Genomic DNA, 25,356 nt, shown 5'->3' on the forward strand with positions numbered 1-25,356 from the left:
TTCGCGGTCTGCTCGTCGTTGAGGCTGATGTGGGACTGCTCGCCCTGCGGCTTCGGCGCGGCCGACTGCACGGCCACCGCGACCGGCGTGGCATCCACCGGGTTGGCGTGGGCGGCGATCGGGCCGGCGAACACACCACCGGCGAACGCGAGACCAGCAACAGACAGCATGCTCTTACGCAAGATCGTGTTCATGAGGGGTAGCTCCTTCGGGGGTAGAACACCCACACACACCGATCGGGGGAACGGCGGTGACGGGTGTGAGCACCTCGTCCGGCGCTGCACAAACAAAGAGGAAAAGTTTGGGGGGTGACGCCCTGTCGGGCGTCGGGTCGGCGACCTGGCGAGCGGGGGGGCTCACCGCGCCGGTCCCTGTGTAACGACCGTCGGGCCGGGGTCATTCCGGGTCGGCACCCTCGTCGAGGCGGTGCCCGTCGGTCGTTCGTGGGGACTGTAACGACCGGGGGGCCGGGGTCATTCCGGGGTGGCCCATCCATCAGCACCCTCATCGTGGCGGTGCCTGCGGTCGTTCGTGGGGACTGTAACGACCGGGTGGAGGCTGGCATTCCCACCTGCGCGACCAGCCCCCAGGGTCGGGCGGCGGGTCGGTGGTGCTGCGATCGTCAGGGTATGTAACGACCCCGGCCCGGCCATGATTCCGGCCTACGGGTGCATTCGGTCACCGGACAAACGCCGCGTACCTCGCAACGGCCTAAGCCCGGCATTCGACTGAAGTCATCAGACCGGACAAACCTCACCAGCGGGCGCCCCTTGCCTGCCCCCCGGACCGGACACCCCGGATTGATTCACTCGGGGTCATCGAAATCGGGGTGTCCGGGCCGGCGGGATGCTCCGACGTCAAGGAACCCTGTTGATCACGGGCTTGCCGGCGGTGACGACGCGGGTCCTGGCCGCTCGGACCGCATGAACGGCACGAAACCGCGCCCCCGGGTCGGGGGCGCGGTTTCGCGGATGTTGGGGACGCCTCGGGTCAGGCGACGTTGCGTTGGGCCGGGACGGTCGACTTGTGCGGACGGCCCAGGCGGGCCTCCAGCCGTGCGACGTCGACCCGGGCGTGCCGGCGGTCTGCCAGGTCCTCCCAGCCAACGGCGAGCAGTCGCAGGCGCTCCGACTCGCTGAAGCCGCCCCACACGCCGTACGGCTCCCGCACCGACAGGGCGTGGGCGGCGCACTCGGCGCGAACCGGGCAGGCGCGGCAGACCGACTTGGCGGCGGACTCGCGACGCAGCCGGGAGGAACCACGCTCACCGTCGGGGTGGAAGAACTGGGCGCTGTCGCGCCCTCGGCAGGCACCGAGTCGCTGCCAGTCCCAGAGATCGACGATGGGTCCGGGCAGTCTACGCACGTTCGACATCAGCACCCCTCCTCCCGCGCGGCTCCGCGAGAATCCTTATGGCCGGCATCCGGGCGGCGGGCCGCGCAGGCGCACCGTTCCCGGCCTGGATCTCCCGGTACCCGGGCTGTCGTCAACTCACACGTCTGTGATCGAAAACGTCCGGGAAATTGCGGCTTTTGCCCTATCTGTCGGAAAAGTTCGAAGGATTGCCGGGAACCTCCTCCCCAGCCGACCGCGTCATGGTCTGCTCGTTGGCGGAGAGGAGACCACAGTGCGTACCGTTCTTGTGTGCGTTCGGACACCACTCGCGGCCCAGCACCTTACTTCTGCTGCCGCGCGGCTGGGGTTGTCCGCGATCGTTCGTACCGCCGTCTCTGATCCCGAGGTGATGCTGCGGCTGGCCGAGCGACCGGCCGACGTGGTCCTGGCCGACACGGCCCTCACCCGGCCGGACAGCGCCGGCTTCGTCCGTCGGGTGTTGGCGCGTGCGCCGCAGGCGGCGGTGCTGCTGCTCGGCACCGAGGAGTCCGAGGCCGCGGCGGCCACCATCAGCGCCGGTGCCCGGGGGCTCATCCAGAATGTCGACCATGACCTGACCAGCGCGGTGGCGAAGGCGCTACTGCTGCTCACCGCTCCCGGCCGAGCGTCCCGGCAGCGGATCACCGATCCGGCCCGCGACGCGGCGGCGGTGGGTGGTTCCGGCCGCTCCGGGCCGTCGCCGCGTGGTTCCGGCGAGCCCGGCTGGGCGGCCACGGCCGCCGACGGGCCGGCCGGGGTGGCGTCGGTGCCGGTGCAGCGGGGCGACGACGAGGCGGAGGCGGGGACCGGCGAGTCGCCGGCGCAGACCGACCCGGGCCGTCCCGCCCCGAACGCCCGACCCAGTCGGGCGTCGATCGGCCTCACCGAGCGTGAGCTTCAGGTGCTGCTCGGCATGGCCGAGGGAAAGAGCAACGCGGAGATCGGCCGGGAGCTGTTCGTCTCGGAGGACACCGTCAAGACGCACGCCCGCCGATTGTTCCGCAAGCTTGGCGCCCGGGACCGGGCCCACGCGGTGGCGGCGGGCTTCCGCGCCGGTCTAGTGGCCTGACATCCGCGCAGTGCCGCCGGAGCGTACGCCGGGCAGCCGGAAACGCCGCACGGAAGCGGGGCACGCCGCGTAGCCGCGGGGCGGTGTCACTTGGTGGCGGTCGGTGCGCCCGGCTCGTCCTCGGTGCCCTCGGACAGGGTGTCGTGCACCCCATCCGCGTACCCCCGGGCGTAGTCCCAGGTCACGTAGTGATCCGGGTCCGGGTCGTAGGCGGGTTCGTGCACGCGGGGGCGGCCCGAGTTGAGCAGGTGCCGCAGGTTGCCGCGGAGCAGGTCCCAGTCGAAGTAGTGCGGCTCGCGACAGTCCTCGCATTCGATCACCAGCCCGCGAACCCCGATCGGGGCCAGCAGAGCCTGGTAGATCTCCAGGTCAGCGAGGTCTTCCAGCACATCCTGCCGCTCGACGTCGGTCAGCGGATCCGGCGTCGCGTCATCGCCCGGGTCATCCAGACCCGCGGTCGGATCGGCCGGGTCGCCATTGAACGGGTCGATGGGCTCGTCGTGCACCCCCTCACCGTAGACCCAACACGGCGCGAACGTCCGCCCCCCGGCCTCCGCGCCGGCCCGGCCTGCCACGGACGGGTCGCCCAGCTCACTGGGTACGATGAGGGGACGTGCCGGCACCGTGGCGCGCTCCGGTGCCCGCCCGCGCCACCTCGCTGAAGCCCATCCGAGCAGCTCAGGGGAGCAATCGTGGAAAATTCGCCCAGCACCGATCTTCCGGCCGGCGTCGAGCACGCCGACCTGGGCGGCCACCTGCCCGAGCTGCCGGCCGGCTCCGCCCGGGTGGTTCCGCTCGGCCTCACCTTCGACGACGTGCTGCTTCAGCCGGGCGAGTCGGACGTGGTGCCAAGCCGGGTCAACACCCGGACGAAGCTCACCCGCAACATCGAGTTGTCGATTCCGCTGCTGTCCAGCGCGATGGACACGGTGACCGAGGCCCGGATGGCGATCGCCATGGCCCGCCAGGGCGGCATCGGCGTGTTGCACCGCAACCTCTCCCTGGAGGACCAGGCTCTCCAGGTCGACCTGGTGAAGCGCTCCGAGTCCGGCATGATCACCAACCCGGTGACCGCCAGCCCGGACGACACGCTGCGCGAGGTCGACGAGCTGTGTGGGCGTTACCGCATCTCCGGCGTTCCGGTGGTGGACGGCGACGGCCAGCTGGTCGGCATCGTCACCAACCGGGACATGCGTTTCGTCTCCGAGCCGAACACTCCGGTTCGCGAGATCATGACCCACACCCCGCTGGTCACCGCGCGGGTCGGGGTGAGCAAGGACGACGCCCTGGCGCTGCTGCGTCAGCACAAGGTCGAGAAGCTGCCGATCGTCGACGACTCGGGCCGGCTGCGTGGCCTGATCACCGTCAAGGACTTCACCAAGAGCGAGCAGTACCCGGACGCCAGCAAGGACGACGCCGGCCGGCTGCGGGTCGCCGCCGCCATCGGTGTGGGCGAGGACGCGTACAAGCGGGCCCGTGCCCTGGTCGACGCGGGCGTCGACGTGCTGATCGTGGACACCGCGCACGGTCACCAGCGGGCCGTGCTGGACATGGTCCGCCGGCTCAAGGCCGACGTGGCGGTCGACGTCATGGGCGGCAACGTGGCCACGTACGCCGGTGCGAAGGCGCTCGTCGACGCCGGCGCCGACGGCGTCAAGGTGGGCGTGGGGCCGGGCGCGATCTGCACCACCCGGATCGTCGCCGGGGTCGGCGTGCCGCAGGTGACCGCGATCATGGAGGCGGCCCGGGCCGCCCGTCCGGCCGGCGTACCGGTGATCGGGGACGGCGGCATCCAGTATTCCGGCGACATCGCCAAGGCCCTGGTGGCCGGCGCCGACACGGTGATGCTCGGCAGCCTGCTGGCCGGCTGCGAGGAGAGCCCTGGCGAGCTGATCTTCGTCAACGGCAAGCAGTTCAAGACGTACCGCGGGATGGGGTCGCTCGGCGCGATGCAGTCCCGGGGTCAGGCCAAGTCGTACAGCAAGGACCGTTACTTCCAGCAGGACGTGCTCAGCGACGACAAGCTGGTTCCCGAGGGCGTGGAGGGTCAGGTGCCCTACCGGGGGCCGCTGTCCCGGGTCGCCCACCAGCTGGTCGGCGGGCTGCGGCTGGCCATGGGGTACGCCGGTGCGGAGAACATCCCCGATCTGCACCGCCGGGGCCAGCTCATCCGGATCACCGCGGCTGGTCTGAAGGAGAGCCACCCGCACGACATCCAGATGACCGTCGAGGCGCCCAACTACCACACCCGCTGACCCAACACCCCCAACCACCTGGAGTCCCCCATGCGTGACGTGGTCGAGATCGGGCTGGGCAAGACCGCGCAGCGCGGCTACCACCTGGACGACATCGCCATCGTGCCGAGCCGCCGTACCCGGGACGTCGACGACGTGTCGACCTCCTGGCAGCTCGACGCGTACCCGTTCGGCATTCCGTGCGTCGGCCACCCCTCCGACGCCACCATGAGCCCGGCCTCGGCGGTGCGGCTCGGTCAGCTCGGCGGCCTCGGCGTGCTCAACGTCGAGGGGCTCTGGACCCGCTACGAGAACCCGACCAAGGTGCTGGACGAGCTGGCCGGCCTCGACGAGGAGGCCCGCGCCACCAAGCGGCTCCAGGAGGTGTACGCCGAGCCGATCCGTCCGGACCTGATCGCGGAGCGCGTCCGCGAGCTGCGCGCCGGTGGCGGCACGGTGGCGGTGCGGGTCTCCCCGCAGCACACCCTCGCGCTGGCGCCGGTGATCCTGGACGCCGGGGTGGACATCCTGGTCATCCAGGGCACCATCGTCTCGGCCGAGCACGTGTCGACCACGGATGAGCCGCTGAACCTCAAGGAGTTCATCGCCGACCTCGACCTGCCGGTGATCGTCGGTGGCTGCACGGACTACAAGACGGCGCTGCACCTGATGCGTACCGGCGCGGCCGGCGTGATCGTCGGCATCGGTGGTGACGAGTGGTCGACCACCGAGTCGGTGCTGGGCATCCGGGTGCCGATGGCCACCGCGATCGCCGACGCCGCGGCGGCCCGCCGTGACTACCTGGACGAGACCGGCGGCCGGTACGTGCACCTGATCGCCGACGGTGACATCCAGACCTCGGGCGACATCGCCAAGGCGCTCGGCTGCGGCGCGGACGCGGTGATGCTCGGTGAGCCGCTGTCGCTCTGCGACGAGGCCCCCGCCGGTGGTGCCTGGTGGCACTCGGCGGCGAGTCACCCGTCGCTGCCCCGGGGTGCCTTCGAGGTCTCCGGTGAGCCGCTCGGGTCGATGGAGCAGCTGCTCTTCGGGCCGGCGGACGAGGCCGACGGCCAGCTCAACCTGTTCGGTGGGCTGCGTCGGGCGATGGCCAAGTGCGGTTACCGCGACCTGAAGGAGTTCCAGAAGGTCGGTCTGGTCCTCGACCGCTGACCGATCCGTCAGACGCCGGAAGGCCGGCCCCGCCTGTGCGGGGCCGGCCTTCGTCGCGTTCGCCCAGGAGTCACTCAGCCGGGAGTCACTCAGCCAGGAGTCACTTCTCCACGTAGATGGTCAGGTCGGACATGTTGCGGTAGCTGGTCGCCGCGAAGTCGAGGGACTGACCCTTGTTGTCCGCGCCGCCGGGGGCGGTGTCCATCTCCCAGTTGGCGTGGTGGAAGTTGCGCTCGCCGATGGTCTGGAAGAACTGCTGGAAGTTGAGGTCGCCGTCGCCCAGCGGGGTCATCTGGTACCCGTTGGGCACGCTGGTGTCCCGGTCGCCGTCCTTGGCGTGGAAGAGCGGGAACCGGGTGGTCCGGTCGGCCACGGTGAGGATCGGGTCGAACAGGTCGGTCACCTCCTGGCCGGCCGGGTTGACGTACTTCTGGTGCTTGTAACGGGCCACGTAGGCCCAGTAGATGTCCAGCTCGAAGAAGACGTACCGCGGGTCGGTGATCTCGAAGAAGTACTCCAGTCGGCGGATGCCGGAGGACCGGGTCTGCCGGCCCTGCGCGTCGCGCGGACCCCGGTCGATCAGGAAGCTGTACGCGGCGTCGTGGTTGTGCGTGTAGAGCCGCATGCCCCGGGCCCTGGCCTGCCGGCCCAGCTCGTTCCAGATGTCCGCGGCGGCGTCCCACTCGGCCTTGTACGCGCTGCTGGTCGGGTCGCTGCCGGTGCCGATGTTCTTCATCCCGAGTTCCTCGGCGATGTCCAGCTGTTGCTGGAAGGTGGCCGGCTGGATCGAGGCGTGGGTGCCGTTGGCCACCAGACCGTTGTCGTCGAGGATCTTGCGGATCTCGGCGGGGGTGATCTGTCGGCCCAGGATCTCGGTGCTCTGGGTGTAGCCGGCGAACTCGATCTCCTTGTAGCCGATCTCGGCGAGTCGGGCGAGGACGCGCTCGAAGCCGTACGGCACCCCGCTGTCGTCGGGCGCGGCGGTGATCCGGTCGCGGACGCTGTAGAGGATGATGCCGCGGTTCCTGGCCGGGATCAGCGGCTCCACCCGCAGCTTGCTCGCGTTGCCGGGGTTGGCGAGCGCGGGGGTGCCGGTGGCGAGGACGGGTAGGCCGGCCGCGCCGATCGCGGCGGCGGCCCCGGCGGAGGCGGCGAGCAGGGACCGGCGGCTGAGCCGGCCGGTGGGGGTGGCGTCGGGGGCGGTGTGGTCTGGCATGGTTCCACCTTTCGCGACGGTGGTCGGAGACAGACACTAACGTCGGTCTAAGTCGAAAGAAAGGTTCGATCGACGGCAGCTTTTGTTTGATCCGACGAAAGTTACTGATGATCGTCGATACCGGCCGTGCGGCCCGCGATGCTGACTACGCTCGTCCTGACCGGAACGCGGCAGAAGGCCGCAACGCCGCAGGAGGCCGGACGCCGCAGGAGGGGTGGGCATGGTCCTGACCGGACGGAGACTGCGCGTCGCCGCGCTGACCTGCGCGATCGGGCTGGCCGCCACCGGTTGTACGGGCGACGACAGCGGCGGCTTCCGGCCCGGTGCCGCCGATGTCGGCGACCCGTACGTGCCGGGGCACGGCAACGGCGGTTACGACGTCGGGCACTACGGCCTCGACGTCCGCTACGACCCGTCGACCGACCGGCTGACCGGTCGAGCCGTCATCACGGCCACCGCCACCCAGGACCTGTCCCGGTTCAACCTGGACCTGGTCGGCCTGGAGGTCCGCGCGGTCAGCGTGGGTGACGCGGCGGCCGAGCACCGGCGCGGCGACGGCGAGCTGGTGGTGACGCCCCGCGACGGACTGCCGCGCGGTCGGCAGTTCACCGTGACGGTCGAGTACGCGGGAGTCCCCACGGCCGTCGACGACGGGGCGTTGGGCAGCGGCGGGTTCCTGCACACCGCCGACGGCGCGGTGGCGCTCGGCCAACCCGACTCGGCGGCCACCTGGTTCCCGGTCAACGACCACCCGTCGGACAAGGCCACCTACGACCTGGCGGTGACCGTTCCGGAGGGCCTGGCCGCGCTGAGCAACGGCGTACCCGGGCCGAAGAGCAGCGCCGACGGCTGGACCACCTGGCACTGGTCGGAGCGCGCCCCGATGGCCAGCTACCTGAGCACGCTCGTGATCGGTGACTACCGGGTGGTGACCGGCACGCATGCCGGACGGCCGATGGTCACGGCGGTGGCCGCGAGCCTGCCGGCGACCGGCGGCGCGGCCACCTCGTTGGCCCGTACCGGCGCGATCGTCGACTTCCTGGCCAGCCGCTTCGGCCCGTACCCGTTCGACTCGTACGGGGGGATCGTGATCGCCGACGACCGGATCGGGTACGCGCTGGAGACCCAGTCCCGGCCGGTGTACGGGCCCGGCTTCTTCGCGGACGACCGGCCGAACCCGAGCGTCGTCGCACACGAGCTGGCGCATCAGTGGTTCGGCGACAGCGTGTCGCTGACCAGGTGGGGCGACATCTGGCTCAACGAGGGCTTCGCCAGCTACGCCGAGTGGCTGTGGGAGGAGCACGACGGCGGCCGGACCGCCCAGCGCAACTTCGAGATCCAGTACGCGGCGACCGACTGGACGCAGCCGTCGGTCGAGCCGGGCCGGGAGCAGATGTTCGGCTCGGCCGTCTACAAACGCGGGGCGCTCGCCGTGCACGCGTTGCGCCGGACCGTCGGTGACGACCTCTTCTTCCGCATCCTGCGTACCTGGACCACCGAGCGGGCGGCGGGCAACGCGACCACCGCGGACCTCGTCGCGCTGGCCGAGCGGGTCGCCGGGCGGCAACTGCGTCCGCTCTTCGACGCCTGGTTGGTGGGTGGGTCGGCCCCCACACTGCCGTGACCCGGCCCCGATGTCCGGTCGATATGCTGCCGCCTGCGAACGGCGGGTAGGCGCCCGTTCGCGCGGAACGGCGGAGGCCGTCACCGGCCACCGTGCGGAAAGGGTGTGGGATGCGGGGGACGCGGCACAGACTGCGAGTGGCTGCGGGCCTGCTGGTGACCGGTGCGCTCGCACTGTCCGGATGCGATTCGGCGGGCCCGGAGGCGGCCCCACCACCGAGCGCGTCGCCCACGCCGGCGCGGACGTTCACCGCGGGCGCCGACGGGGTCGGCGACGCCTACTTCCCGACCTACGGCAACGGCGGCTACGACGTCGCGCGGTACACGGTGAAGGTGCGTTACGACCCGGCCAAGGACCAGTTGACCGGTACGACCACCGTGCGGGCCACCGCGACGGCCGACCTGTCGACGTTCAACCTCGACCTGGCCGGTCTGACCGTCAGCGCGGTCACCGTGGACGGCGCACCGGCGACCCACAGCCGTAAACGGAACGAGTTGGTGATCAAGCCGGCTTCCGGCCTCATCAACGGCAACGGGTTCGTCGCCGAGATCACCTACGCGGGCAAGCCGAAGCCGCTGAAGAACGAGACGCTCGGTGACGGTGGCTTCCTGCACACCGCCGACGGTGCCATCGCGCTGGGTCAGCCCGAGTCGGCCAGCACCTGGTTCCCGGTCAACGACCACCCGTCGGACAAGGCGGCCTACGACTTCGAGGTCACCGTCCCGGACGGCCTGACCGCGATCAGCAACGGCGTTCCCGGCGGGAAGACCAGCACGGGCGGTTGGACCACCTGGAAGTGGTCGGAGAAGTCGCCGATGGCCAGCTACCTGAGCACGCTGGTGATCGGCAAGTTCCGGATCACCACGGGCGAGCACAAGGGACGCCCGGTCTACAACGCGGTCACCACCACCGAGGCCAAGGGCAACGCGGACGCGTCCATCGCGCAGACCGTCGCGGTGGCCGACTACCTGGAGAGTGTGTTCGGGCCGTACCCGTTCGACGCGTACGGCGGGGTCGTGATCTCCGACAGCCGGATCTCCTACGCCCTGGAGACGCAGAGCCGGCCGGTCTACGCGGCGAGCTTCTTCCGGCAGGGCGAGAACACCGAGGTCGTCGCCCACGAGCTGGCCCACCAGTGGTTCGGCGACAGCGTCGCGTTGGCCAAGTGGGAGGACATCTGGCTCAACGAGGGCTTCGCGACGTACGCGGAGTGGCTCTGGGCCGAGCACACCAGGGCGTACACCGCCAAGGAGGCGTTCGACAGCCGGTACGCCAGAATGTCCGCGCAGGTGTGGCAGACACCGCCGGGCAAGCCGGGCGTGGACAAGCTGTTCAGCGAGTCGGTCTACCAGCGCGGCGGGATGACCCTGCACGCCCTGCGGGTTGCCGTCGGCGACAAGGCGTTCTTCGAGATCCTCAGGACCTGGGCGGCGGAGAAGCGCGACGGCATCGCCACCACGCCCGAGTTCGTGGCCCTGGCCGAGCGGATCTCCGGCAAGCAGCTCGACGCGATCTTCGACGCCTGGCTCTACGGCACCAGGAAGCCGGCCCTGCCCAAGCGGCTCTGAGCGGCGGTCAGTTTTTGACGACCAGTTTGGGGTGGGCGGCCAGGTAGGCGTCGGCGCGGCCGGCGCGGAGTTCGGTGAGGAACTTCCGGCCCTCGGTGGTCAGCTGTTCACCCCGGTAGGCGCTGCCCTTGCCGACGCCGGAACCGGGCAGCCCGACCAGCGTGAAACGGTTCTCCGGCAGGCCACCGAGGGCGTACGCGATGTCCACGATCCGGCGTCCGCCCACGTAGACCAGCGTGTCGCCGAGCGCGGAGACCACCTGGTCGACGCGCTCCGGCTGCCGGGCCAGGCCCTCGTCCAGGATCTTGCGGGTCATCGCCCGGATCAGCTGCTGCTGGTGACGCTGCCGGGCGTAGTCACCGCCGGTGATGTAGCGCTGCCGCGCGTAGTCCAGCGCCTGCCAGCCGTTGAGGTGCCGCTCGCCCTTCTCGTAGACCTGCTGCGGCCCCTTGTAGCCGCCCGGCGCGCTCTCCCGGTACTTGCCGTCCGGTCGGCGGTGCAGCGACTCGACCCGCTGGTCGACGTAGATGTCCACCCCACCCAGGGCGTTGACCAGCCGGTCGAACCCGTTGAAGGTGAGCACCGCGCCCGCGTCGATGCGCAGCCCGGTGTACCCGCTGACCGTGCTGCGCAGCAGCTCGTACCCCTGGGGTGTGCTGGGTTGTTTGGGTTTGCCCGGCACCCGGCTGCCGAAGCTCATCGCGTGCGTGAGTTTGGTCTTGCCGCCCTTGTAGCCGGCCTTCGGGAACGCCGGGATGTCCACCAGCAGGTCGCGGGGGAGCGAGAAGAGGTACGCCCGATCCAACCCCTTGGGTACGTGCAGCACCAGCACGGCGTCCGCGTGCGGCTCCCATCCGGGCACGCTGACCCGGGTGTCCACACCGACCAGCAGCAGGTTGAGCGGGCCGGTGATGTCCGCGCCCGGCGGCGGGCCGCTGGGGCTCGGGGTCGGCGTGGCAATCGGCGACGGGGTCGGTGAGCCGGCCACCGGAGCGCCGCCCGGCTTGTTGTCGCCGGTCAGCCGAGTGATCACCACCGTGCCGGCCGCGATCAGCGCGACGACGGCGAGGGCCGCCAACCCCAGCAGCAGCCACCGTCGGCGCGGCGCCATCGACCCGAGAACCATCCTGGATTCCTTCCACCCGTCTGGTGAACAACGCTCCGACGGGTGCTCCGGGTTGCGGCCGGGAAACGCCGGGTCGGTCGGCCGGAGCATGATCGCGCGAAAAGTGCCCCTGGCGCGAGCGCTACTCGCGAGTAATGATGCCTCCATGCGGTACGACGTGGTCGTCATCGGGTCCGGCTTCGGTGGCAGCGTCACCGCGCTCCGACTGGCCGAGAAGGGCTACTCGGTCGCGGTGCTGGAAGCCGGCCGCCGCTTCGCCGACGACGAGTTCCCGCAGACGTCCTGGCGGATCCGCCGGTTCCTCTGGGCACCGAAGCTGGGCTGCTACGGCATCCAACGGCTCACCCTGCTCCGCCCGGCCGACCGCCGATCCGGCGGCGGGGTGCTGGTGCTCTCCGGCGCCGGGGTGGGCGGCGGTTCGCTGGTCTACGCGAACACCCTCTACGAACCGCTGCCGGCCTTCTACAGCGACCCGCAGTGGGGGGACATCACCGACTGGCGCGACGAGTTGGCCCACCACTACGACCAGGCGAAACGAATGCTCGGCGTCACCACGTACCCGGTGCACACCGGCGCGGACCGCGCCATGCGCGCGGTGGCCGAGCGGATGGGGGTGGGGCACACCTTCCACGCCACCCCGGTGGGCGTGCACATCGGCCGGCCCGGCCAGCGGATCGCCGACCCGTACTTCGGCGGTGCCGGCCCGGAACGCACCGGCTGCCTGCACTGCGGCTCGTGCATGACCGGCTGCCGGCACGGGGCGAAGAACACACTGGTGAAGAACTACCTCTGGCTCGCCGAACGGCTCGGGGTCACGGTCCGTCAGCTGACCACGGTGACCGCCGTCCGGCCCGCCGACGGCGGTGGATACGAGGTGCACACCGAACGCACCGGGGCCTGGCTGCGCAAGGCTCGACAGGTCGTCCACGCCGATCAGGTGGTCTTCGCCGCCGGGGCGCTCGGCACCCAGCGGCTGCTGCACGGGATGCGGGCCGACGGTGCGCTGCCCGGGCTCTCGCCCCGCGTCGGGGAGCTGACCCGGACCAACTCGGAGGCGATCCTCGGCGCCTCGGTGCCACGCCAACGGGCCCGGTCCGAGCGGTTGGACTACACCGAGGGGGTGGCCATCACCAGTTCGTTCCACCCCGACCCGCAGACCCACATCGAGCCGGTCCGCTACGGGCGGGGCTCCAACGCGATGGGGTTGCTCCAGTCGCTGCTGGTCGACGGCGGCCCGCACCGGGTCCGCCGCTGGCTGGGCAGCATGGTGCGGCAACCCCGGTTGGCGGCGCGGATGCTGTCGATCCGCGGCTGGTCGGAACGGACGGTGATCGCCCTGGTCATGCAGTCCGCGGACAACTCACTGACCACCCGGTGGCGGCGTGGCCCGCTCGGCCGCAGGTTGGTCACCGGCCCGGGCCACGGCACGCCCAGCCCCACCTGGATCCCGGCCGGCAACACCGCCGCCCGGATGCTCGCCGACGAGATCGGCGGCACCCCCGGCGGCTCACTCACCGAACCCTTCGACATCCCGGTGACCGCGCACATCCTGGGCGGGGCGGTCATCGGGGCCACCCCGGCCGACGGGGTGATCGACCCCTGGCACCGGGTGTACGGGCACGCCGGGCTGCACGTGGTCGACGGCGCCGCCGTCTCGGCCAACCTGGGCGTGAACCCCTCCCTGACGATCACCGCACAGGCGGAACGGGCGATGTCCTTCTGGCCCAACAAGGGTGATGAGGACCCCCGCCCGACGCTCGGGTCCCCGTACCGCCGGCTGTCGCCCGTACCCCCGAGGAACCCGGCGGTCCCGGCGGACGCCCCGGGCGCGCTGCGTTCCTGACCCGCTCCCGCGCCGATCTTGCAGTTTCGGTTGTCGTTCTGTGGCATCTGCGTTCTTTGTCGGGACAGAAAGTGCAAGATCGCGGGGAGAGTGGATTGCCGGCGAGCCGGTGCCGGGAACGGCCGTGACTGTCGGTAGGCTTCGTGCACATGAGCCTGCCTCGCCCCGTCCTCGTGGTGGACTTCGGAGCCCAGTACGCCCAGCTCATCGCCCGCCGGGTCCGTGAGGCGAAGGTCTACTCCGAGATCGTGCCGCACTCGATGCCGATCGCCGAGATGCTGGCGAAGAACCCCGCCGCGATCATCCTCTCCGGTGGTCCGGCCAGCGTCTACGCCCCGGAGGCGCCGCAGATCGACGCGGGCGTGTTCAGCGCCGACGTGCCGGTCTTCGGCATCTGCTACGGCTTCCAGGCGATGGCCCAGGCGCTCGGCGGCACGGTCACCAGGACCGGCAACCGCGAGTACGGCGGCACTCCGCTGCGCCCCCGCCTCCTCGACCCCGGTGTGCTGCTGCGTGACCTTCCGGCGGACCTGCCGGTCTGGATGAGCCACGGCGACTGCGTCACCGAGGCACCCGAGGGCTTCACAGTGACCGCCGAGTCGGCGGGCGCGCCGGTCGCCGCATTCGAGGACCTGGCCGGTCGCCGGGCCGGCGTGCAGTTCCACCCGGAGGTCGGGCACACCGCGCACGGCCAGGAGATGCTGACCCGCTTCCTCTACGACATCGCCGGCATCGAGCCGACCTGGACTCCCGAGAACATCATCGACGAGCAGGTCGCCCGGATCCGCGCCCAGATCGGCGACAAGGAGGTCATCTGCGGCCTCTCCGGCGGGGTGGACTCGGCGGTCGCCGCGGCGCTCGTGCACAAGGCCGTCGGTGACCAGCTCACCTGCGTCTTCGTCGATCACGGCCTGCTGCGCGCCGGCGAGGCCGAGCAGGTGGAGAAGGACTACGTCAGCGCCACCGGCATCAAGCTCAAGGTGGTCGACGCCACCGACCGGTTCCTCGGCGCGCTCGCCGGGGTGACCGACCCGGAGCAGAAGCGCAAGATCATTGGTCGGGAGTTCATCCGGGTCTTCGAGGCCGCGGCCCGCGAGATCGCCGCACACGGCGATGTCGAGTTCCTCGTCCAGGGCACCCTCTACCCCGACGTGGTGGAGTCCGGCGGCGGCACCGGCACCGCCAACATCAAGAGCCACCACAACGTCGGCGGCCTCCCGGAAGACCTGAAGTTTGCGCTGGTCGAGCCACTGCGCACCCTGTTCAAGGACGAGGTCCGGACGCTCGGCCTCCAACTGGGCCTGCCCGAGGCGATGGTCTGGCGGCACCCGTTCCCCGGCCCCGGTCTGGCCATCCGCATCATCGGCGCGGTCGACCAGGAGCGCCTCGACCTGCTCCGCCAGGCCGACCTGATCGCCCGCGAGGAGCTGACCGCCGCCGGCCTCGACCGGGGCGTCTGGCAGTTCCCCGTGGTGCTCCTCGCCGACGTGCGCAGCGTCGGTGTGCAGGGAGACGGGCGCAGCTACGGGCACCCCGTGGTGCTGCGCCCGGTCTCCAGCGAGGACGCGATGACCGCCGACTGGTCGCGACTGCCCTACGACGTGGTGGCCCGGATCTCCACCCGGATCACCAACGAGGTCGCCGAGGTCAACCGGGTGGTCCTGGACGTCACCAGCAAGCCGCCGGGCACCATCGAGTGGGAGTGAGCGCCGCTCAGGCCGCCGGCGGCGTGCTGGACGGGGTCGTCGGCGGGTAGGGCTGCGTCGGGGCGTACCCCTGCGGTGGCCCGCCGGGCGCGGGCCCGGCGGTGGGCGGCGGGCCGTTCTGCGGCGCGACGCCCGCGGCGTGCGGCCAGGCGGGCGCGCCGGTGGGCTCCTCCGGCATCAGGAACCACATGATCGGGTACGCGAACAGCGCGAGCCCGCCGGTGAGCAGGCCGGTGACCGCGAAGATCACGCGGACCAGTGTGGGATCGACGGCGAAGTAGCGGCCGACGCCACTGGCGACCCCGGCGACCATGCGGTCGGTGGTGGGTCGCCGAAGCTGCTTGTACGGGGCACGGGGAGCGGTGGTCGATGTCATACCCCCACGGTCCGCGCTGGCGGCCCACCCGCCCTCGGTGACCGCCCGGATCCTTACCCTGACCGATCCCTGAGCGGGGCCAGATAGTCAGGAATCCGACTCTTTTCCGTTCCGGTAACCCGGCCCGGGGAGAATTTGCTTCCGTGACCACCTTGCTCAAGCCGCTCCGCAGGATCGCGGCATACGCAGTTTGTGCTGATTCAAGCGGCCGAGTCTTGCTAGTCCGCGCATCGGAGCGCTCCGGCACCCCCGGCGCGTGGTCGCTGCCCGGCGGGGCGGTCGACCACGGCGAGGACCCGAACCACACCGTCGTTCGCGAAACCGCCGCCGAAACCGGCCTCTCCGTCGCCGTCTCCGGCCTGGCCGACGTGCTCGCCGACATGCGGGCACTCCCGGACCGCGGCATCACCATCCACACCGACCGGCTGATCTACCGGGTGGCCGTGCGCGGTGGCACCCTCGCCGACCGGGCCGGCGAGCGCCCCACCGACCTGGCCCGGTGGTACACCCTCGACGAGGCGCGCGAGCTGCCGCTGCGCTCGTTCACCGCACGCGCCCTCGGGCTGCCCGCCTCCTCGGCCGACGTGGTGCCCGACGAGGCACCTGAATTCCCCTCCTTCTACGCCGTCCCCGGCCCCGACGGGCTGCACCGGGCCCAGCGCTTCGCCGCGTACGCGGTCTGCACCGACCCCGCCGGCCGAGTGCTGCTCACCCGCATCTCCGACGGCTACCCCGGCGCCGGCTGCTGGCACCTCCCCGGCGGCGGCACCGACTACGGCGAACAGCCCGGCGCGGCACTCATCCGAGAGCTGATCGAGGAAACCGGCCAGGCCGGTCGCCTCGTCGAGCTGCTCGGCGTCGCCAGCCACCGCGACGCCGCCTCACTCGGCCCCGAGGGCTACCCGATCGACTGGCACGGCGTACGCGCCTTCTACCGGGTCGTCGTCGACCAACCCAACCCACTGACCGTGGCCGACGTGGGCGGCTCCACCTGCGAGGCCCGCTGGTTCGGCCGCGAGGAGCTGGGTGCCCTCCCCACCGACCGCCTCACCGAGGTGACGGCCGAAGCAGTCCAGGCCGCCCAACTCACCTGACTTTCCGACTAGCCCCCCGAGGGGCCAGCGACGCGCCGCGCCGCGCCGTCGCGCCTCGGGTGAAGATCGTGCTCGAACCAGGATGTAGTGGCTTCACCGAGGCGTCGATGCCACTACATCCTGGATATTGCGCGATCTTGAGGTCGGGACGCCCCGCTGAGGGGTGCTGCGGGCGTCGCGGGCAGGCATTCATCGGCGCGGCACCCAGGACGCACGCGTGATCCACTCGGGTTCCTTGAAGGCGCGGTATCCCGGGCGCTGGAACACCGCGCCTTCGGTGAACCCGAGTTGATCACCGCTTGTCTCGGCTCCCGCGACGCGACTGGGCTCCACGATGAGGGCTGATGGAGAAGCGGACCGGCTCACAATTGGGTCGAAGAGGTCTTTGCGGGGTTGATCGGCCCTCGTCAAGGGCGGCTATCCCGACGCTGCGGCTGCCCCGGGCGCTGCGACTGCCCCCGACGCTGCGACTGCCCCCGACGCTGCGACTGCCCCCGACGCTGCGGCTGCCCCGGCTCCGGATCGCCAAGCTCCTCGGGTTCCCGCGCACTGCCTCGCGTTGATCATGAAGTTATTGTCGGAACGCGAGATGGACCGCGATAACTTCATGATCAATAGTTGTGGGCGCGAAGCGGGGGCGAGCAAAGGTGCAGTTTGTGCGGCGAGTCGGGGTCTATGGCCTTCTGCTGGACTCGGGCCGGGTCTTGGTAGTTCGGGACGGGGCGGAGGGTGAGTTTCCCGGGGTCTGGCGGTTGCCGGGCGGTGCCGTCAGGCATGCCGAGGACCCGGAGCGCGCCGTGGTCCGCGAGCTCGCCGAGCAGGCCGGGCTGACGGTCGCGGTGACGCGACTACTCACGGTGGTTGCCGACGTGGCCACCTTGTCGGAGGACAAGGTCGCGATGCACACGGACCGGTTGTTGTTCGAGCTCAGCACTCCCCACGGCGCGCTGACCGACGGCGCGCGGCCTGAGAGCGCGGGGCCCGGTGGTGAGCTGCGGAGCGGCGGGGCCGGTGTGGTTGATCAAGTGTGCTGGCTTCCGCTGGCGGAGGTGGCGCAGTTGCCGCTGACCCCCTTCACCGCCGAGGCGCTCGGCCTGCCGGTCACCCCACTGTCGCCAGCGGCGCACCGGTCGCGGGACCTGTTCCCGCCGCAGCACCCCGACCGCAGGCTGCGCTTCGGGGCGTACGGGCTGGTCACCGACCCCGCTGGGCGGATCCTGCTCACCCAGATCGCGGAGGGCTACCCGGGGGCCGGTCTGTGGCACCTGCCCGGCGGTGGCACCGATCACGGTGAGCAGCCGGCCACCGGGTTGCTGCGGGAGCTGGTCGAGGAGGGCGGGCAGGTGGGCCGGGTCGTGGAGCTTCTCGGCGTCAACAATCTGCACAATCCGGCCGCGCTCGGCCCGGAGGGTCGACCTCTGGACTGGCATGGCGTACGGGTGATCTATCGGGTGCTGGTGGACGTACCCACCGACGCGGTGGTCACCGAGTCCGCCGGAGGGTCGACGGCGCGGGCGGGGTGGTTCACCCGCGACGAGGCTACTGACCTGCCGTTGAGTGACATCGCCGCCGTGGCAATCGGACAGAGTGGCCGATAGCACCCCGCTCGGTGAGCCGACATGGTGACCCTCCGGTACAGTCAAAGGCGGGAATGGTGGAGGAAACGGGCGATGAAGCCCGGGATGGGAACAAGCGAGCGGTTCGAGCGGTTTAAGCCAGATATAAGTACCGCCGGCAGCTATCGCCAAGCCATGTTCCCCTATGCGATGGTGTACTCCGCAAAACGGCTGCCGGGCCATGCAAGGTCCGGCACGAGACAGCCGGACACCCGCCACTTGGCGGTCAGCAGATCCGGTGATGGAGGAAACGTGCCGAGAGCCCCATGGCGCCGGCGTCGTACTACTGACAGTCCGCGCCCCGCAGGGCGTCGCTGGGCGGGCCGGTTGCGCCGCAGCAGCACGTTCGCCCGCCAGGTGCTGTTGGTCCGGGTCGGTCGCCGCGACGGCGACCTGCACCCGACCGACCTGACCCCGACCGAGCACCGGTACGCCGATCGGCAGCGCCGTCGCTACGGCCTGGACCGGCTCAGCCGGCCGACACTGGGCGTGGACCCGACACTGAGCCTGGACCGAGCCGACGTCGACGCGGTCATGCCGGTCAGCCCGGCGATGCCGCCGATGACGCAGACCGACGAGGCTTACTCGATCCCACTGCTCCCCGGCGAGCGCACCATGGCGCGCCGGATGAAGTTCGGCCTGGTCAACGCCTGCACGCTGGCCAGCCTGATGCTCGGCATGCTGGCCATCTTCCTGGCCATGCAGGGCGAGGTGCGCATGGCGGCGCTCTGCCTGATCGCGTGCGTCGGCTTCGACGGTCTCGACGGCGCACTGGCTCGACGGCTCGGGGTGGCCAGCCCGTTCGGCGCGCAGATGGACTCACTGGCCGACATGTGCTCGTTCGGTCTCGCCGCGCCGGTCGTGGTCTACGCCTCGCTCGCCGGCTCCGTCTCCACGGCGGCGGCGGCGGTGGCGTGCGCCCTGGTCGCGGCGTGTGCCGCGATTCGACTGGCCCGCTTCAACGTCTCGCCGAAGGACGGCAGGTTCTTCTGCGGGGTGCCCACCACCATGGCGGCCGCGGTGCTCGCCGTGACAGTGGCGATCGGCCTGCCGGTGCCTGGTGCCGTGCTGGTCGCCGGGGTGGCGCTGCTGGCCTTCGCGATGGTGTCGAGCTTCCCGTACGCCAAGCTCGCCCGCCTGGTGAAGCTGCCGCCGTGGCTCTGGCTGGCCCCGGTGATCGGTGCGCTGGTCGACATCCGGCTCACGTTCGCCCTGATCGTGGTGGGCTACCTGGTCAGCGGGCCGGTTCTCTGGCTGCGGCAACGTCGTACCGCCTGATTTGAGCAGACAGAACGGGGCGCCGCGGACAGCGGCGCCCCGTTCCTCGTTCGCGGGTCAGCGCCAGCGGGCGATGGCCGTGGACCCGCCGACCACCTTGTCGCCCGGCCCGACCAGCGGGTCTGCGGCCTCAGCGGGCAGGTAGACGTCGGTCCGGGAGCCGAACCGGATCAGCCCGAAGCGCTCGCCCTTGGCCAGCAGCGCGCCGATCGGCGCGCGCTGCACGATGCGGCGGGCGATCAGCCCGGTCCGCTGCGCGACCACCACCGTGCCGCGGGCGGTGTCCAGCACGGTGTACGCGGCGACGTTGTGCTCGGCGTCCGGCTTCATCGCGTTGACGAAGCCGCCATCGGCGACGAAGTAGTCCACCACGTTGCCGGCGACCGGGGCACGGTTGACGTGCACGTCCAGCACCGACAGGAACACCGCGATCCGCAGCCACTCGCCGTCGCCGAAGCGCTCGTCGTGCAGCCGCTGCACCGACAGGACCTTCCCGTCCGCGCTGGCGACCACGGCGCTCGGGTCCTCGGGCACGTCCCGTTCGGGATCCCGGAAGAACGCGGCGACCGGCCCGGCGGCCAGGGCCGGCAGCAGCCACAGCTTGGACGACGGGCGCGCCACCCGGGCCAGCGCCGCGAGGCTCAGCGCGATGCCCGCCGCCGCCACACCGTTGGAGTCGATGTGCATGCCCCGGGTCACCGGCACGCTCGACGGCCGGTACGCGGGGGCCAGGGTGTCGGCCGTGGCCGGGCTGGCCGGGGTGAACCGCAGTCGGTAGACCCGCACCGGCGGCGAGTTGCGCAGCACCAGATCGGCGCCGACGCCGTAGAGGGCATCCTGTCGGGCCAGCTCGGCGGCGGCACCCTCGGTCCGGCCGGGGGTGGCGACGGTCGCCACGCTCAGCACCGCCCCGTCGGTCAGGTACTTGGCCAACCCCTCGACGCCGCTGCGGGTGGCCTCGGCGGTGCCGGTGAACGCCTCACCGGCGATGACGACCCCGGCGGCCTCGGCTTCGGCCAGCGAGTCGACGACGCTCACCCGGTCGGCGACCCAGCGGCCCTGGGCTGTGACGTGCTCGCGCAGCGCCGCAGCGCCGAACGGCTCGGCGGGCACCACGGTGAGCCGGTCACCGGGGAGCAGCGCATCGACCGCCGCGGCCAGCACCGCGGAGTCCGGGGTCACCCCGACCAGCAGGGCGGCCTTGGGGTCGTTGATCCGGGCCAGCTCGGCGACGAGGGTACGGGCGGCTCGCTCGCCGATGCGGACCGGACCGGACCGGCCGGTGGTACGCACGGCGGGGGACTGGGTCATGTCGGGCGGGCTCCTGACGGGGGTAGAGACGGGAATCGCGGCGGGACCGCCATGGGCGGGACGGGCCGGCCGGCGGAGGCGAGATCTCCACCAGCCAGCATATGCGTCCGTCCGCGCCGGCCGCACCGCCGTGGGGATGCGGTTGGCCGACGCGGACGGGTGCCCCGAGGTCAGGCTTCCCTGCGCGGGCCCTCGCGCTCGTCACCCGGCCGGTCGCCGGTGGCCTCGACCGGTTGGTCGGACCGGGTCGGCTCGTCCCCCTCGGACGAGGCCGGGCGGGCGAGGTTCCCGACGGTCGGCTCGTCGTCTCCGTTGCCGGGTTGGCCGGGGATGGGCTCGGTCGGCGGCTCCGACGGCGGGTGTGCCAGCCAGGCCGGGTGGATCACGTCGGTGGCCGGCACGTCCTGCGCCCGCACTTCGGTGGTCGGCGTCTCCAACGTCTGGTCCGAGATGAGGGTCGGGTCCGAGGAGGGAGTGTCCCAGGTGGACCGTTCGGCTTCCCAGACCGGCAGGGCCGTGCCGGACGTCGACGTGGCGGCACCGGAGAAGGGTGCGCCGGAGACGGACGTGCCGGAGACGGGAGCGACCGCCTCGGCGGCACCGGCCTCGGCAATCGGCTCCGGCTGATTCGGTCGACCCGAGCGCAGCGCGCCGACCAGCCCGAAGACCCCGATCAGGATGAGTGCGCCGGCCAGGAACCAGCCGACCGGCGGCAGCGCGAGCCCGAGCAGTTGGGCGAGCAGCCACCAGGCGGACAGCGCCAGGAACACGAGCCCGAAAGCGAACGACACCAGATCCGTGCGGTGAGCCTTCACCGGGTCACCTCCAGGTTGCCGGCATTGACATGGATGTAGAGGCGCAGGGTCCCGCCGCCGGGCCCGTCCGCGCCGACGTCGGTGGATTCCCGCAGGCGGCCGTCCAGCCCTCCGGATCGGTTGCCGAAGACGGTGGCGTCACCCGCGTTGACGTCGGCCACTGTGGTGACGTCGACGTTCGGCGGTACGACGACCGTCGCCTGGCCGAAGTTGACGGCCACTGTCACCTGGCTGTCCCGTTTCGCGAAGTCGATCCCGCGCAGGTCGAGCACGGCGTCACCGAAGCTGTTCTCGTACCGGTCCGCCAGGTCGCGGTAGTCGGTGGGCGCCCAGGTCACCGCGCCGTCGACCCCCCGGATCCGGTCGTAGGACTCGGCGACGGTCGCCGTGCCCAGCGCGGCCGCGGTCACCAGACCGAGCGCGATGAGCCAGCGGGCCCGCCCGAACCACGTGCCGACCAGCAGGCCGAGCGCGATCGTGGCCAGCGCGGCCGCGAAGTACGCCGAGGCGCTGATGGCGAAGACGTCCAGCAGGTCGAGCAGGGCGACCAGACCGAGCACCAGGAAGATCAGCGAGAAGGTCACGGCGCCGAGTGGCGACCGCTCCTTGGGGCGCTTCGGCGGCTTCGGTAGCTTGGGCGGAGGAGGCGCGGCCGGGGTCGGCGAAGCGTACGGGCCGTGTGGCGCGAACGGGGGCCGGTAACCGGAGGGCGGTGGGGCGGTCGGGTAGCCGGCCGGGGCAGCGGGTGCGCTGCTCACCGGTGCCGACGGCCAGCCGGCGCTGGGCATCGCGGCGCTGGGCCAGCCGGGCTGGGCAGCCGTCGTGCCTGCTGGTTGCCCGGACACCGGGCCGACCCCGGACACCGGCTGCGTCGCGCTGGTCGGCGGTGCGTCGTACGCCGGGATGGTGACGGTGGGTGTCGCCCCCGTCGTCGCGGTGGCGTACCCCGGACCGGTGCTGAACATCGGCGGCGTCGCCGCCGGGCCGGTCGACGGCGGCGCGCCGTACGACGGTGCGGGCCAGGCCACCGGTGGGACGACCGGACCGGCCGGGTTGCCGGACGGCGCGGCGGGCGGCGGACCACCCGGGGTACCGGGCCGTGGATTGCGGCCGTCCCGGTTGAGCAGGAGCGCGCCGGCGACCAGGATGGCCGCGCCGAGCAGCACCGCGCGGAAGGCGTCGGTGACGATGTACGCGAAACTGGCCGCGACCAGGATGCCCAGGACGATCACCGTCACCGGGGACATGCTGGAGCGACCACGACCGAGCATGGACTCGACGGGGGACGCGGTGTCGCCCTCGTTGGGGATGATCAGCCAGGCGGCGACGTACACCAGGATGCCGATGCCCCCGAAGAACCCGAGCACCGCGAGCAGCACCCGCCAGAGCACCGGATCGGTGTTGGTGGCGCGCCCGATCGCCGCGCAGACGCCGGCCAGATACCGTCCCTCGCGCGGCCGGACCAGCCCGTACCGCGAGGTGAAGCCGGTGCCGCCCAGCGGCGGTGGCGGCGCGGACGGACCGGGACCACCCGGCCCCTGTGGCGTGCCGCCCGGGCCGTAGCCGGTGCCCGCCGCGAACCCCGGGCCTGGGCCGTAGCCCGCCGTGGGCGGCGCGTAGCCGTCGGCCGGCTCGCCGGGCGCGGTGCCGGCGGTCGCGTCGGTGCCGGCGTGCGGACCGAACGTGCTGGGCTCGGTCCGTTCGGTGGGCGTGGTGGTGGGCGGGGGCGGTGCTGAACCGCCCGGCTGTGCCGACCCCGGTCGGGGCGGCGGGGCAGCTTCCTCGGTCATGCTTCGATCCTGCTGCCCGGTCCACCCGAACGACCTCAGGACCCGACCCTGACCCCACCCTGAGATCCGGCGGCCGGAATGTCGGGGGCGTCCCCGTGGTCGCGGACGCCGCAGCGTGTGACGATCGAATCACCGACCTCGACCTGTCCGCCACCGTGACCAGGGAGCCTCCGATCAGCACCGTGACATCGCCCCCGCGCCTCTACCGCGCCCCGGAGCACCGGATGGCCGCCGGCGTCGCCGCCGGTATCGCCGACCATCTCGGCATCTCGGTGCTGCGGGTGCGCGTCGCGTTCATGGTCCTGCTCGGGCTGAGCGGGCTCGGCCTGCTGCTCTACGCGGCCTTCTGGGCGGTGGTGCCGCTGCGTCCCGGCGACACCGCGGTGCCGCCCCGGCGGGACGTCGCCCAACTCCTGCCGTTCGTGGGGATCGGGCTCGGTGTCCTGTTGATCCAGGTGATGGTCTTCGACTCGGTCGGCGCGGCGGGTACCGCCGGTTGGTTGGTGGCCATCATCGCGGTCGGCGCCGGGGTCATCTGGCACCAGTCGGCGCCCGAGCGGCGGCGACAGTGGGGCGACGCGATGCCGGTGCCCTGGCTCGGCGCGGTGGTCGAGGAGAGCGACCGGCGGGCCTTCGTGCTGCGGTTCATCGGCGGTGGAGTGCTGGTCGCGGTCGGCATCATCGGCGTCGCGGCCGTCTACTCACCGGCACAGAACTTCGACGCGGTGATCAATGGCGTGATCTTCGCGTTGGTCGGGCTGGCGGGCGTCGGCGTGGTCGCCGCGCCGGTGCTGTGGCGGACGTACAGCCAGCTCCGCTCGGAGCGCGAGGGGCGCATCCGCGAGCAGGAGCGGGCCGAGCTGGCCGCGATGGTGCACGACCAGGTGCTGCACACGTTGGCACTCATCCAGCGCAACGCCGGCGACGTCAAGACGGTGCAGCGGCTGGCCCGAGGGCAGGAGCGTTCGCTGCGCAACTGGCTCTACAAGCCGACCGCTTCGCCGAGCGAGCGCTTCGCCGCCGCTCTGGAACAGGCTGCGGCCGAGGTCGAGGACACCTTCGCGATCAGCGTGGAGACCGTGGTGGTGGGGGACCGCGAGACCGACGAGAAGGTCGGGGCGCTGGTCGCGGCCGCGCGCGAGGCGTTGGTGAACGCGGCCCGGCACGCCGGTGTGCAGACCGTGTCGCTCTACGCCGAGGTGGAGCCGGATCAGGTCAGTGTCTTCGTCCGGGACCGGGGGAAGGGCTTCGATCCGGATACCGTGGAGGACCACCGGCACGGCGTACGCGGCTCGATCATCGGGCGGATGAAGCGGCACGGCGGACGGGCCGAAATACGGTCCGGCCCGGGGGAGGGGACCGAGGTCCGGTTGATCCTGCCGATCTCCCGGGACTCGTCCGCAGCGGAGAGGAACAGATGACCATGGCCGAGCAGTCGACCGAGCACCTCGACCCGGCGGATGCCCGCCCCGAGCGGCTGCGGGTGTTCCTGGTGGACGACCACGCCATGTTCCGAGCTGGGGTGCGCGCGGAGTTGGGCGCCCACGTCGATGTGGTGGGCGAGGCGAGCACGGTGGCCGAGGCGGTCACCCGGATCGCGGCCGTCGGCCCGGACGTGGTGCTGCTCGACGTGCACATGCCCGACGGCGGCGGTCGCGCGGTCCTGGAGGCGATGCGGCGTACGCACCCGCAGGTCAAGTTCCTCGCGTTGAGCGTCTCCGACGCGGCGGAGGACGTGATCGGGCTGATCCGTGCCGGCGCCCGCGGGTACGTCACGAAGACCATCTCCCCGGACGAGTTGGCTGCCGCGATCCGTCGCGTGGCCGACGGGGACGCGGTGTTCAGCCCACGGCTGGCCGGTTTCGTGCTGGACGCCTTCGCGGCCCGGCCGGACGCGCCGGTGGCCGACCCGGAGCTGGACCAGCTCACCAACCGTGAGCGTGAGGTGCTGCGGCTGCTGGCCCGGGGATACGCGTACAAGGAGATCGCCAAGGAGCTCTTCATCTCCATCAAGACGGTGGAGACGCACGTGTCGAACGTGCTGCGCAAGCTTCAGATGTCCAACCGCTACGAACTCTCCCGTTGGGCGGCGGATCGCCGCCTCGTGTGACGATGCGTCGGCCCGGCGAGGATCAGAGAAACGTCC

At 71.6% G+C, this 25,356-nt stretch carries 19 protein-coding genes and 2 pseudogenes; 12 read left to right on the forward strand and 9 right to left on the reverse strand.

From position 1 onward, the window contains the following. Positions 1-194, reverse strand: a pseudogene (locus tag ABTW72_RS12670) (hypothetical protein); the annotation flags it as partial. A 796-nt stretch (positions 195-990) separates the two neighbouring features. After that, positions 991-1,374, reverse strand: coding sequence for a WhiB family transcriptional regulator (locus tag ABTW72_RS12675; protein ID WP_091406539.1), 384 nt, complete (start codon positions 1,372-1,374; stop codon positions 991-993). Positions 1,375-1,627: 253 nt separating this feature from the next. Here ABTW72_RS12675 and ABTW72_RS12680 point away from each other — a divergent pair, with 253 nt between their 5' ends. Continuing rightward, a complete protein-coding gene (locus tag ABTW72_RS12680) occupies positions 1,628-2,443 on the forward strand; it encodes a helix-turn-helix transcriptional regulator (RefSeq protein ID WP_112638563.1) in 816 nt (271 codons plus the stop codon). A gap of 86 nt (positions 2,444-2,529) precedes the next feature. On the opposite strand, the gene ABTW72_RS12685 is transcribed toward ABTW72_RS12680, so the two are convergent. Then, positions 2,530-2,949 (reverse strand): DUF5319 domain-containing protein, encoded by a 420-nt coding sequence (locus ABTW72_RS12685; RefSeq protein ID WP_030337860.1) that lies wholly within the window; start codon positions 2,947-2,949, stop codon positions 2,530-2,532. A gap of 186 nt (positions 2,950-3,135) precedes the next feature. Here ABTW72_RS12685 and guaB point away from each other — a divergent pair, with 186 nt between their 5' ends. Further along, a complete protein-coding gene (gene guaB / locus ABTW72_RS12690; RefSeq protein ID WP_350857927.1) occupies positions 3,136-4,698 on the forward strand; it encodes an IMP dehydrogenase in 1,563 nt (520 codons plus the stop codon). 30 nt (positions 4,699-4,728) lie between these two features. Further along, the gene (locus ABTW72_RS12695; RefSeq protein WP_091406427.1) at positions 4,729-5,847 is read left to right on the forward strand and encodes a GuaB3 family IMP dehydrogenase-related protein; all 1,119 of its coding nucleotides are present in this window, start codon (positions 4,729-4,731) and stop codon (positions 5,845-5,847) included. A 100-nt stretch (positions 5,848-5,947) separates the two neighbouring features. On the opposite strand, the gene ABTW72_RS12700 is transcribed toward ABTW72_RS12695, so the two are convergent. Next, the gene (locus tag ABTW72_RS12700; protein ID WP_091406425.1) at positions 5,948-7,063 is read right to left on the reverse strand and encodes a sugar phosphate isomerase/epimerase family protein; all 1,116 of its coding nucleotides are present in this window, start codon (positions 7,061-7,063) and stop codon (positions 5,948-5,950) included. A 220-nt stretch (positions 7,064-7,283) separates the two neighbouring features. Between ABTW72_RS12700 and ABTW72_RS12705 the strand changes: the two genes are divergently transcribed. Both ABTW72_RS12705 and ABTW72_RS12710 read left to right on the forward strand, forming a co-directional pair. Further along, positions 7,284-8,687: a M1 family metallopeptidase gene (locus ABTW72_RS12705; protein WP_350857931.1), complete on the forward strand. Its 1,404-nt coding sequence runs from the start codon at positions 7,284-7,286 to the stop codon at positions 8,685-8,687. Between the two features lie 110 nt (positions 8,688-8,797). Continuing rightward, positions 8,798-10,255, forward strand: a complete 1,458-nt coding sequence (locus tag ABTW72_RS12710; RefSeq protein WP_350857934.1) for a M1 family metallopeptidase — start codon at positions 8,798-8,800, stop codon at positions 10,253-10,255. 7 nt (positions 10,256-10,262) lie between these two features. Here ABTW72_RS12710 and ABTW72_RS12715 read toward each other — a convergent pair whose 3' ends face one another. Next, positions 10,263-11,381 (reverse strand): LCP family protein, encoded by a 1,119-nt coding sequence (locus ABTW72_RS12715; protein WP_350857937.1) that lies wholly within the window; start codon positions 11,379-11,381, stop codon positions 10,263-10,265. Between the two features lie 145 nt (positions 11,382-11,526). Here ABTW72_RS12715 and ABTW72_RS12720 point away from each other — a divergent pair, with 145 nt between their 5' ends. Both ABTW72_RS12720 and guaA read left to right on the forward strand, forming a co-directional pair. Next, positions 11,527-13,224 (forward strand): FAD-dependent oxidoreductase, encoded by a 1,698-nt coding sequence (locus tag ABTW72_RS12720; RefSeq protein ID WP_350857940.1) that lies wholly within the window; start codon positions 11,527-11,529, stop codon positions 13,222-13,224. A 149-nt stretch (positions 13,225-13,373) separates the two neighbouring features. Beyond that, positions 13,374-14,930, forward strand: a complete 1,557-nt coding sequence (gene guaA, locus ABTW72_RS12725; protein ID WP_112638668.1) for a glutamine-hydrolyzing GMP synthase — start codon at positions 13,374-13,376, stop codon at positions 14,928-14,930. Between the two features lie 7 nt (positions 14,931-14,937). Here the strand turns inward: guaA and ABTW72_RS12730 are convergent, their stop codons facing one another. Then, entirely contained in the window at positions 14,938-15,306 is a 369-nt protein-coding gene (locus tag ABTW72_RS12730; protein ID WP_350857943.1) for a PspC domain-containing protein, read from the reverse strand. A gap of 143 nt (positions 15,307-15,449) precedes the next feature. Here ABTW72_RS12730 and ABTW72_RS12735 point away from each other — a divergent pair, with 143 nt between their 5' ends. The 3 genes from ABTW72_RS12735 (at position 15,450) to ABTW72_RS12745 (ending at position 19,294) form a co-directional block, all read left to right on the forward strand. Beyond that, on the forward strand, positions 15,450-16,400 hold the full coding sequence (locus tag ABTW72_RS12735) for an NUDIX domain-containing protein (protein WP_350857945.1): 951 nt from the start codon (positions 15,450-15,452) through the stop codon (positions 16,398-16,400). Between the two features lie 647 nt (positions 16,401-17,047). After that, complete coding sequence (locus ABTW72_RS12740; protein ID WP_350857948.1) at positions 17,048-17,998, forward strand: NUDIX hydrolase; 951 nt, start codon at positions 17,048-17,050, stop codon at positions 17,996-17,998. A gap of 345 nt (positions 17,999-18,343) precedes the next feature. After that, entirely contained in the window at positions 18,344-19,294 is a 951-nt protein-coding gene (locus tag ABTW72_RS12745; RefSeq protein WP_350857950.1) for a CDP-alcohol phosphatidyltransferase family protein, read from the forward strand. A 57-nt stretch (positions 19,295-19,351) separates the two neighbouring features. Here ABTW72_RS12745 and ABTW72_RS12750 read toward each other — a convergent pair whose 3' ends face one another. The 3 genes and pseudogenes from ABTW72_RS12750 to ABTW72_RS12760 form a co-directional block, all read right to left on the reverse strand. After that, complete coding sequence (locus ABTW72_RS12750) at positions 19,352-20,605, reverse strand: phosphatidylserine decarboxylase (protein ID WP_350857953.1); 1,254 nt, start codon at positions 20,603-20,605, stop codon at positions 19,352-19,354. Between the two features lie 566 nt (positions 20,606-21,171). Next, positions 21,172-21,420, reverse strand: a pseudogene (locus ABTW72_RS12755) (hypothetical protein); the annotation flags it as partial. Beyond that, positions 21,417-23,210, reverse strand: coding sequence for a PspC domain-containing protein (locus tag ABTW72_RS12760; RefSeq protein WP_350857956.1), 1,794 nt, complete (start codon positions 23,208-23,210; stop codon positions 21,417-21,419). The gene ABTW72_RS12760 and the pseudogene ABTW72_RS12755, both read right to left, overlap by 4 nt. Before the next feature lie 155 nt (positions 23,211-23,365). Between ABTW72_RS12760 and ABTW72_RS12765 the strand changes: the two genes are divergently transcribed. Beyond that, on the forward strand, positions 23,366-24,631 hold the full coding sequence (locus tag ABTW72_RS12765; protein WP_112622580.1) for an ATP-binding protein: 1,266 nt from the start codon (positions 23,366-23,368) through the stop codon (positions 24,629-24,631). A gap of 2 nt (positions 24,632-24,633) precedes the next feature. After that, positions 24,634-25,320 (forward strand): response regulator, encoded by a 687-nt coding sequence (locus tag ABTW72_RS12770; RefSeq protein WP_091406380.1) that lies wholly within the window; start codon positions 24,634-24,636, stop codon positions 25,318-25,320. Positions 25,321-25,356 lie beyond the last annotated feature (36 nt).

Source organism: Micromonospora sp. NPDC127501 (assembly GCF_040302185.1).
Lineage (GTDB): Bacteria > Actinomycetota > Actinomycetes > Mycobacteriales > Micromonosporaceae > Micromonospora.

What these genes read in the sequence shown, in the direction of transcription:
- ABTW72_RS12705 (WP_350857931.1), top strand. Translation starts at nt 7,284, where the DNA reads ATGGTCCTGACCGGACGGAGACTGCGCGTCGCCGCGCTGACCTGCGCG.
- ABTW72_RS12730 (WP_350857943.1), bottom strand. Translation starts at nt 15,306, where the DNA reads ATGACATCGACCACCGCTCCCCGTGCCCCGTACAAGCAGCTTCGGCGA.
- ABTW72_RS12695 (WP_091406427.1), top strand. Translation starts at nt 4,729, where the DNA reads ATGCGTGACGTGGTCGAGATCGGGCTGGGCAAGACCGCGCAGCGCGGC.
- ABTW72_RS12700 (WP_091406425.1), bottom strand. Translation starts at nt 7,063, where the DNA reads ATGCCAGACCACACCGCCCCCGACGCCACCCCCACCGGCCGGCTCAGC.
- ABTW72_RS12710 (WP_350857934.1), top strand. Translation starts at nt 8,798, where the DNA reads ATGCGGGGGACGCGGCACAGACTGCGAGTGGCTGCGGGCCTGCTGGTG.
- ABTW72_RS12760 (WP_350857956.1), bottom strand. Translation starts at nt 23,210, where the DNA reads ATGACCGAGGAAGCTGCCCCGCCGCCCCGACCGGGGTCGGCACAGCCG.
- ABTW72_RS12770 (WP_091406380.1), top strand. Translation starts at nt 24,634, where the DNA reads ATGGCCGAGCAGTCGACCGAGCACCTCGACCCGGCGGATGCCCGCCCC.
- guaA (WP_112638668.1), top strand. Translation starts at nt 13,374, where the DNA reads ATGAGCCTGCCTCGCCCCGTCCTCGTGGTGGACTTCGGAGCCCAGTAC.
- ABTW72_RS12675 (WP_091406539.1), bottom strand. Translation starts at nt 1,374, where the DNA reads ATGTCGAACGTGCGTAGACTGCCCGGACCCATCGTCGATCTCTGGGAC.
- ABTW72_RS12750 (WP_350857953.1), bottom strand. Translation starts at nt 20,605, where the DNA reads ATGACCCAGTCCCCCGCCGTGCGTACCACCGGCCGGTCCGGTCCGGTC.
- ABTW72_RS12715 (WP_350857937.1), bottom strand. Translation starts at nt 11,381, where the DNA reads ATGGTTCTCGGGTCGATGGCGCCGCGCCGACGGTGGCTGCTGCTGGGG.
- ABTW72_RS12720 (WP_350857940.1), top strand. Translation starts at nt 11,527, where the DNA reads ATGCGGTACGACGTGGTCGTCATCGGGTCCGGCTTCGGTGGCAGCGTC.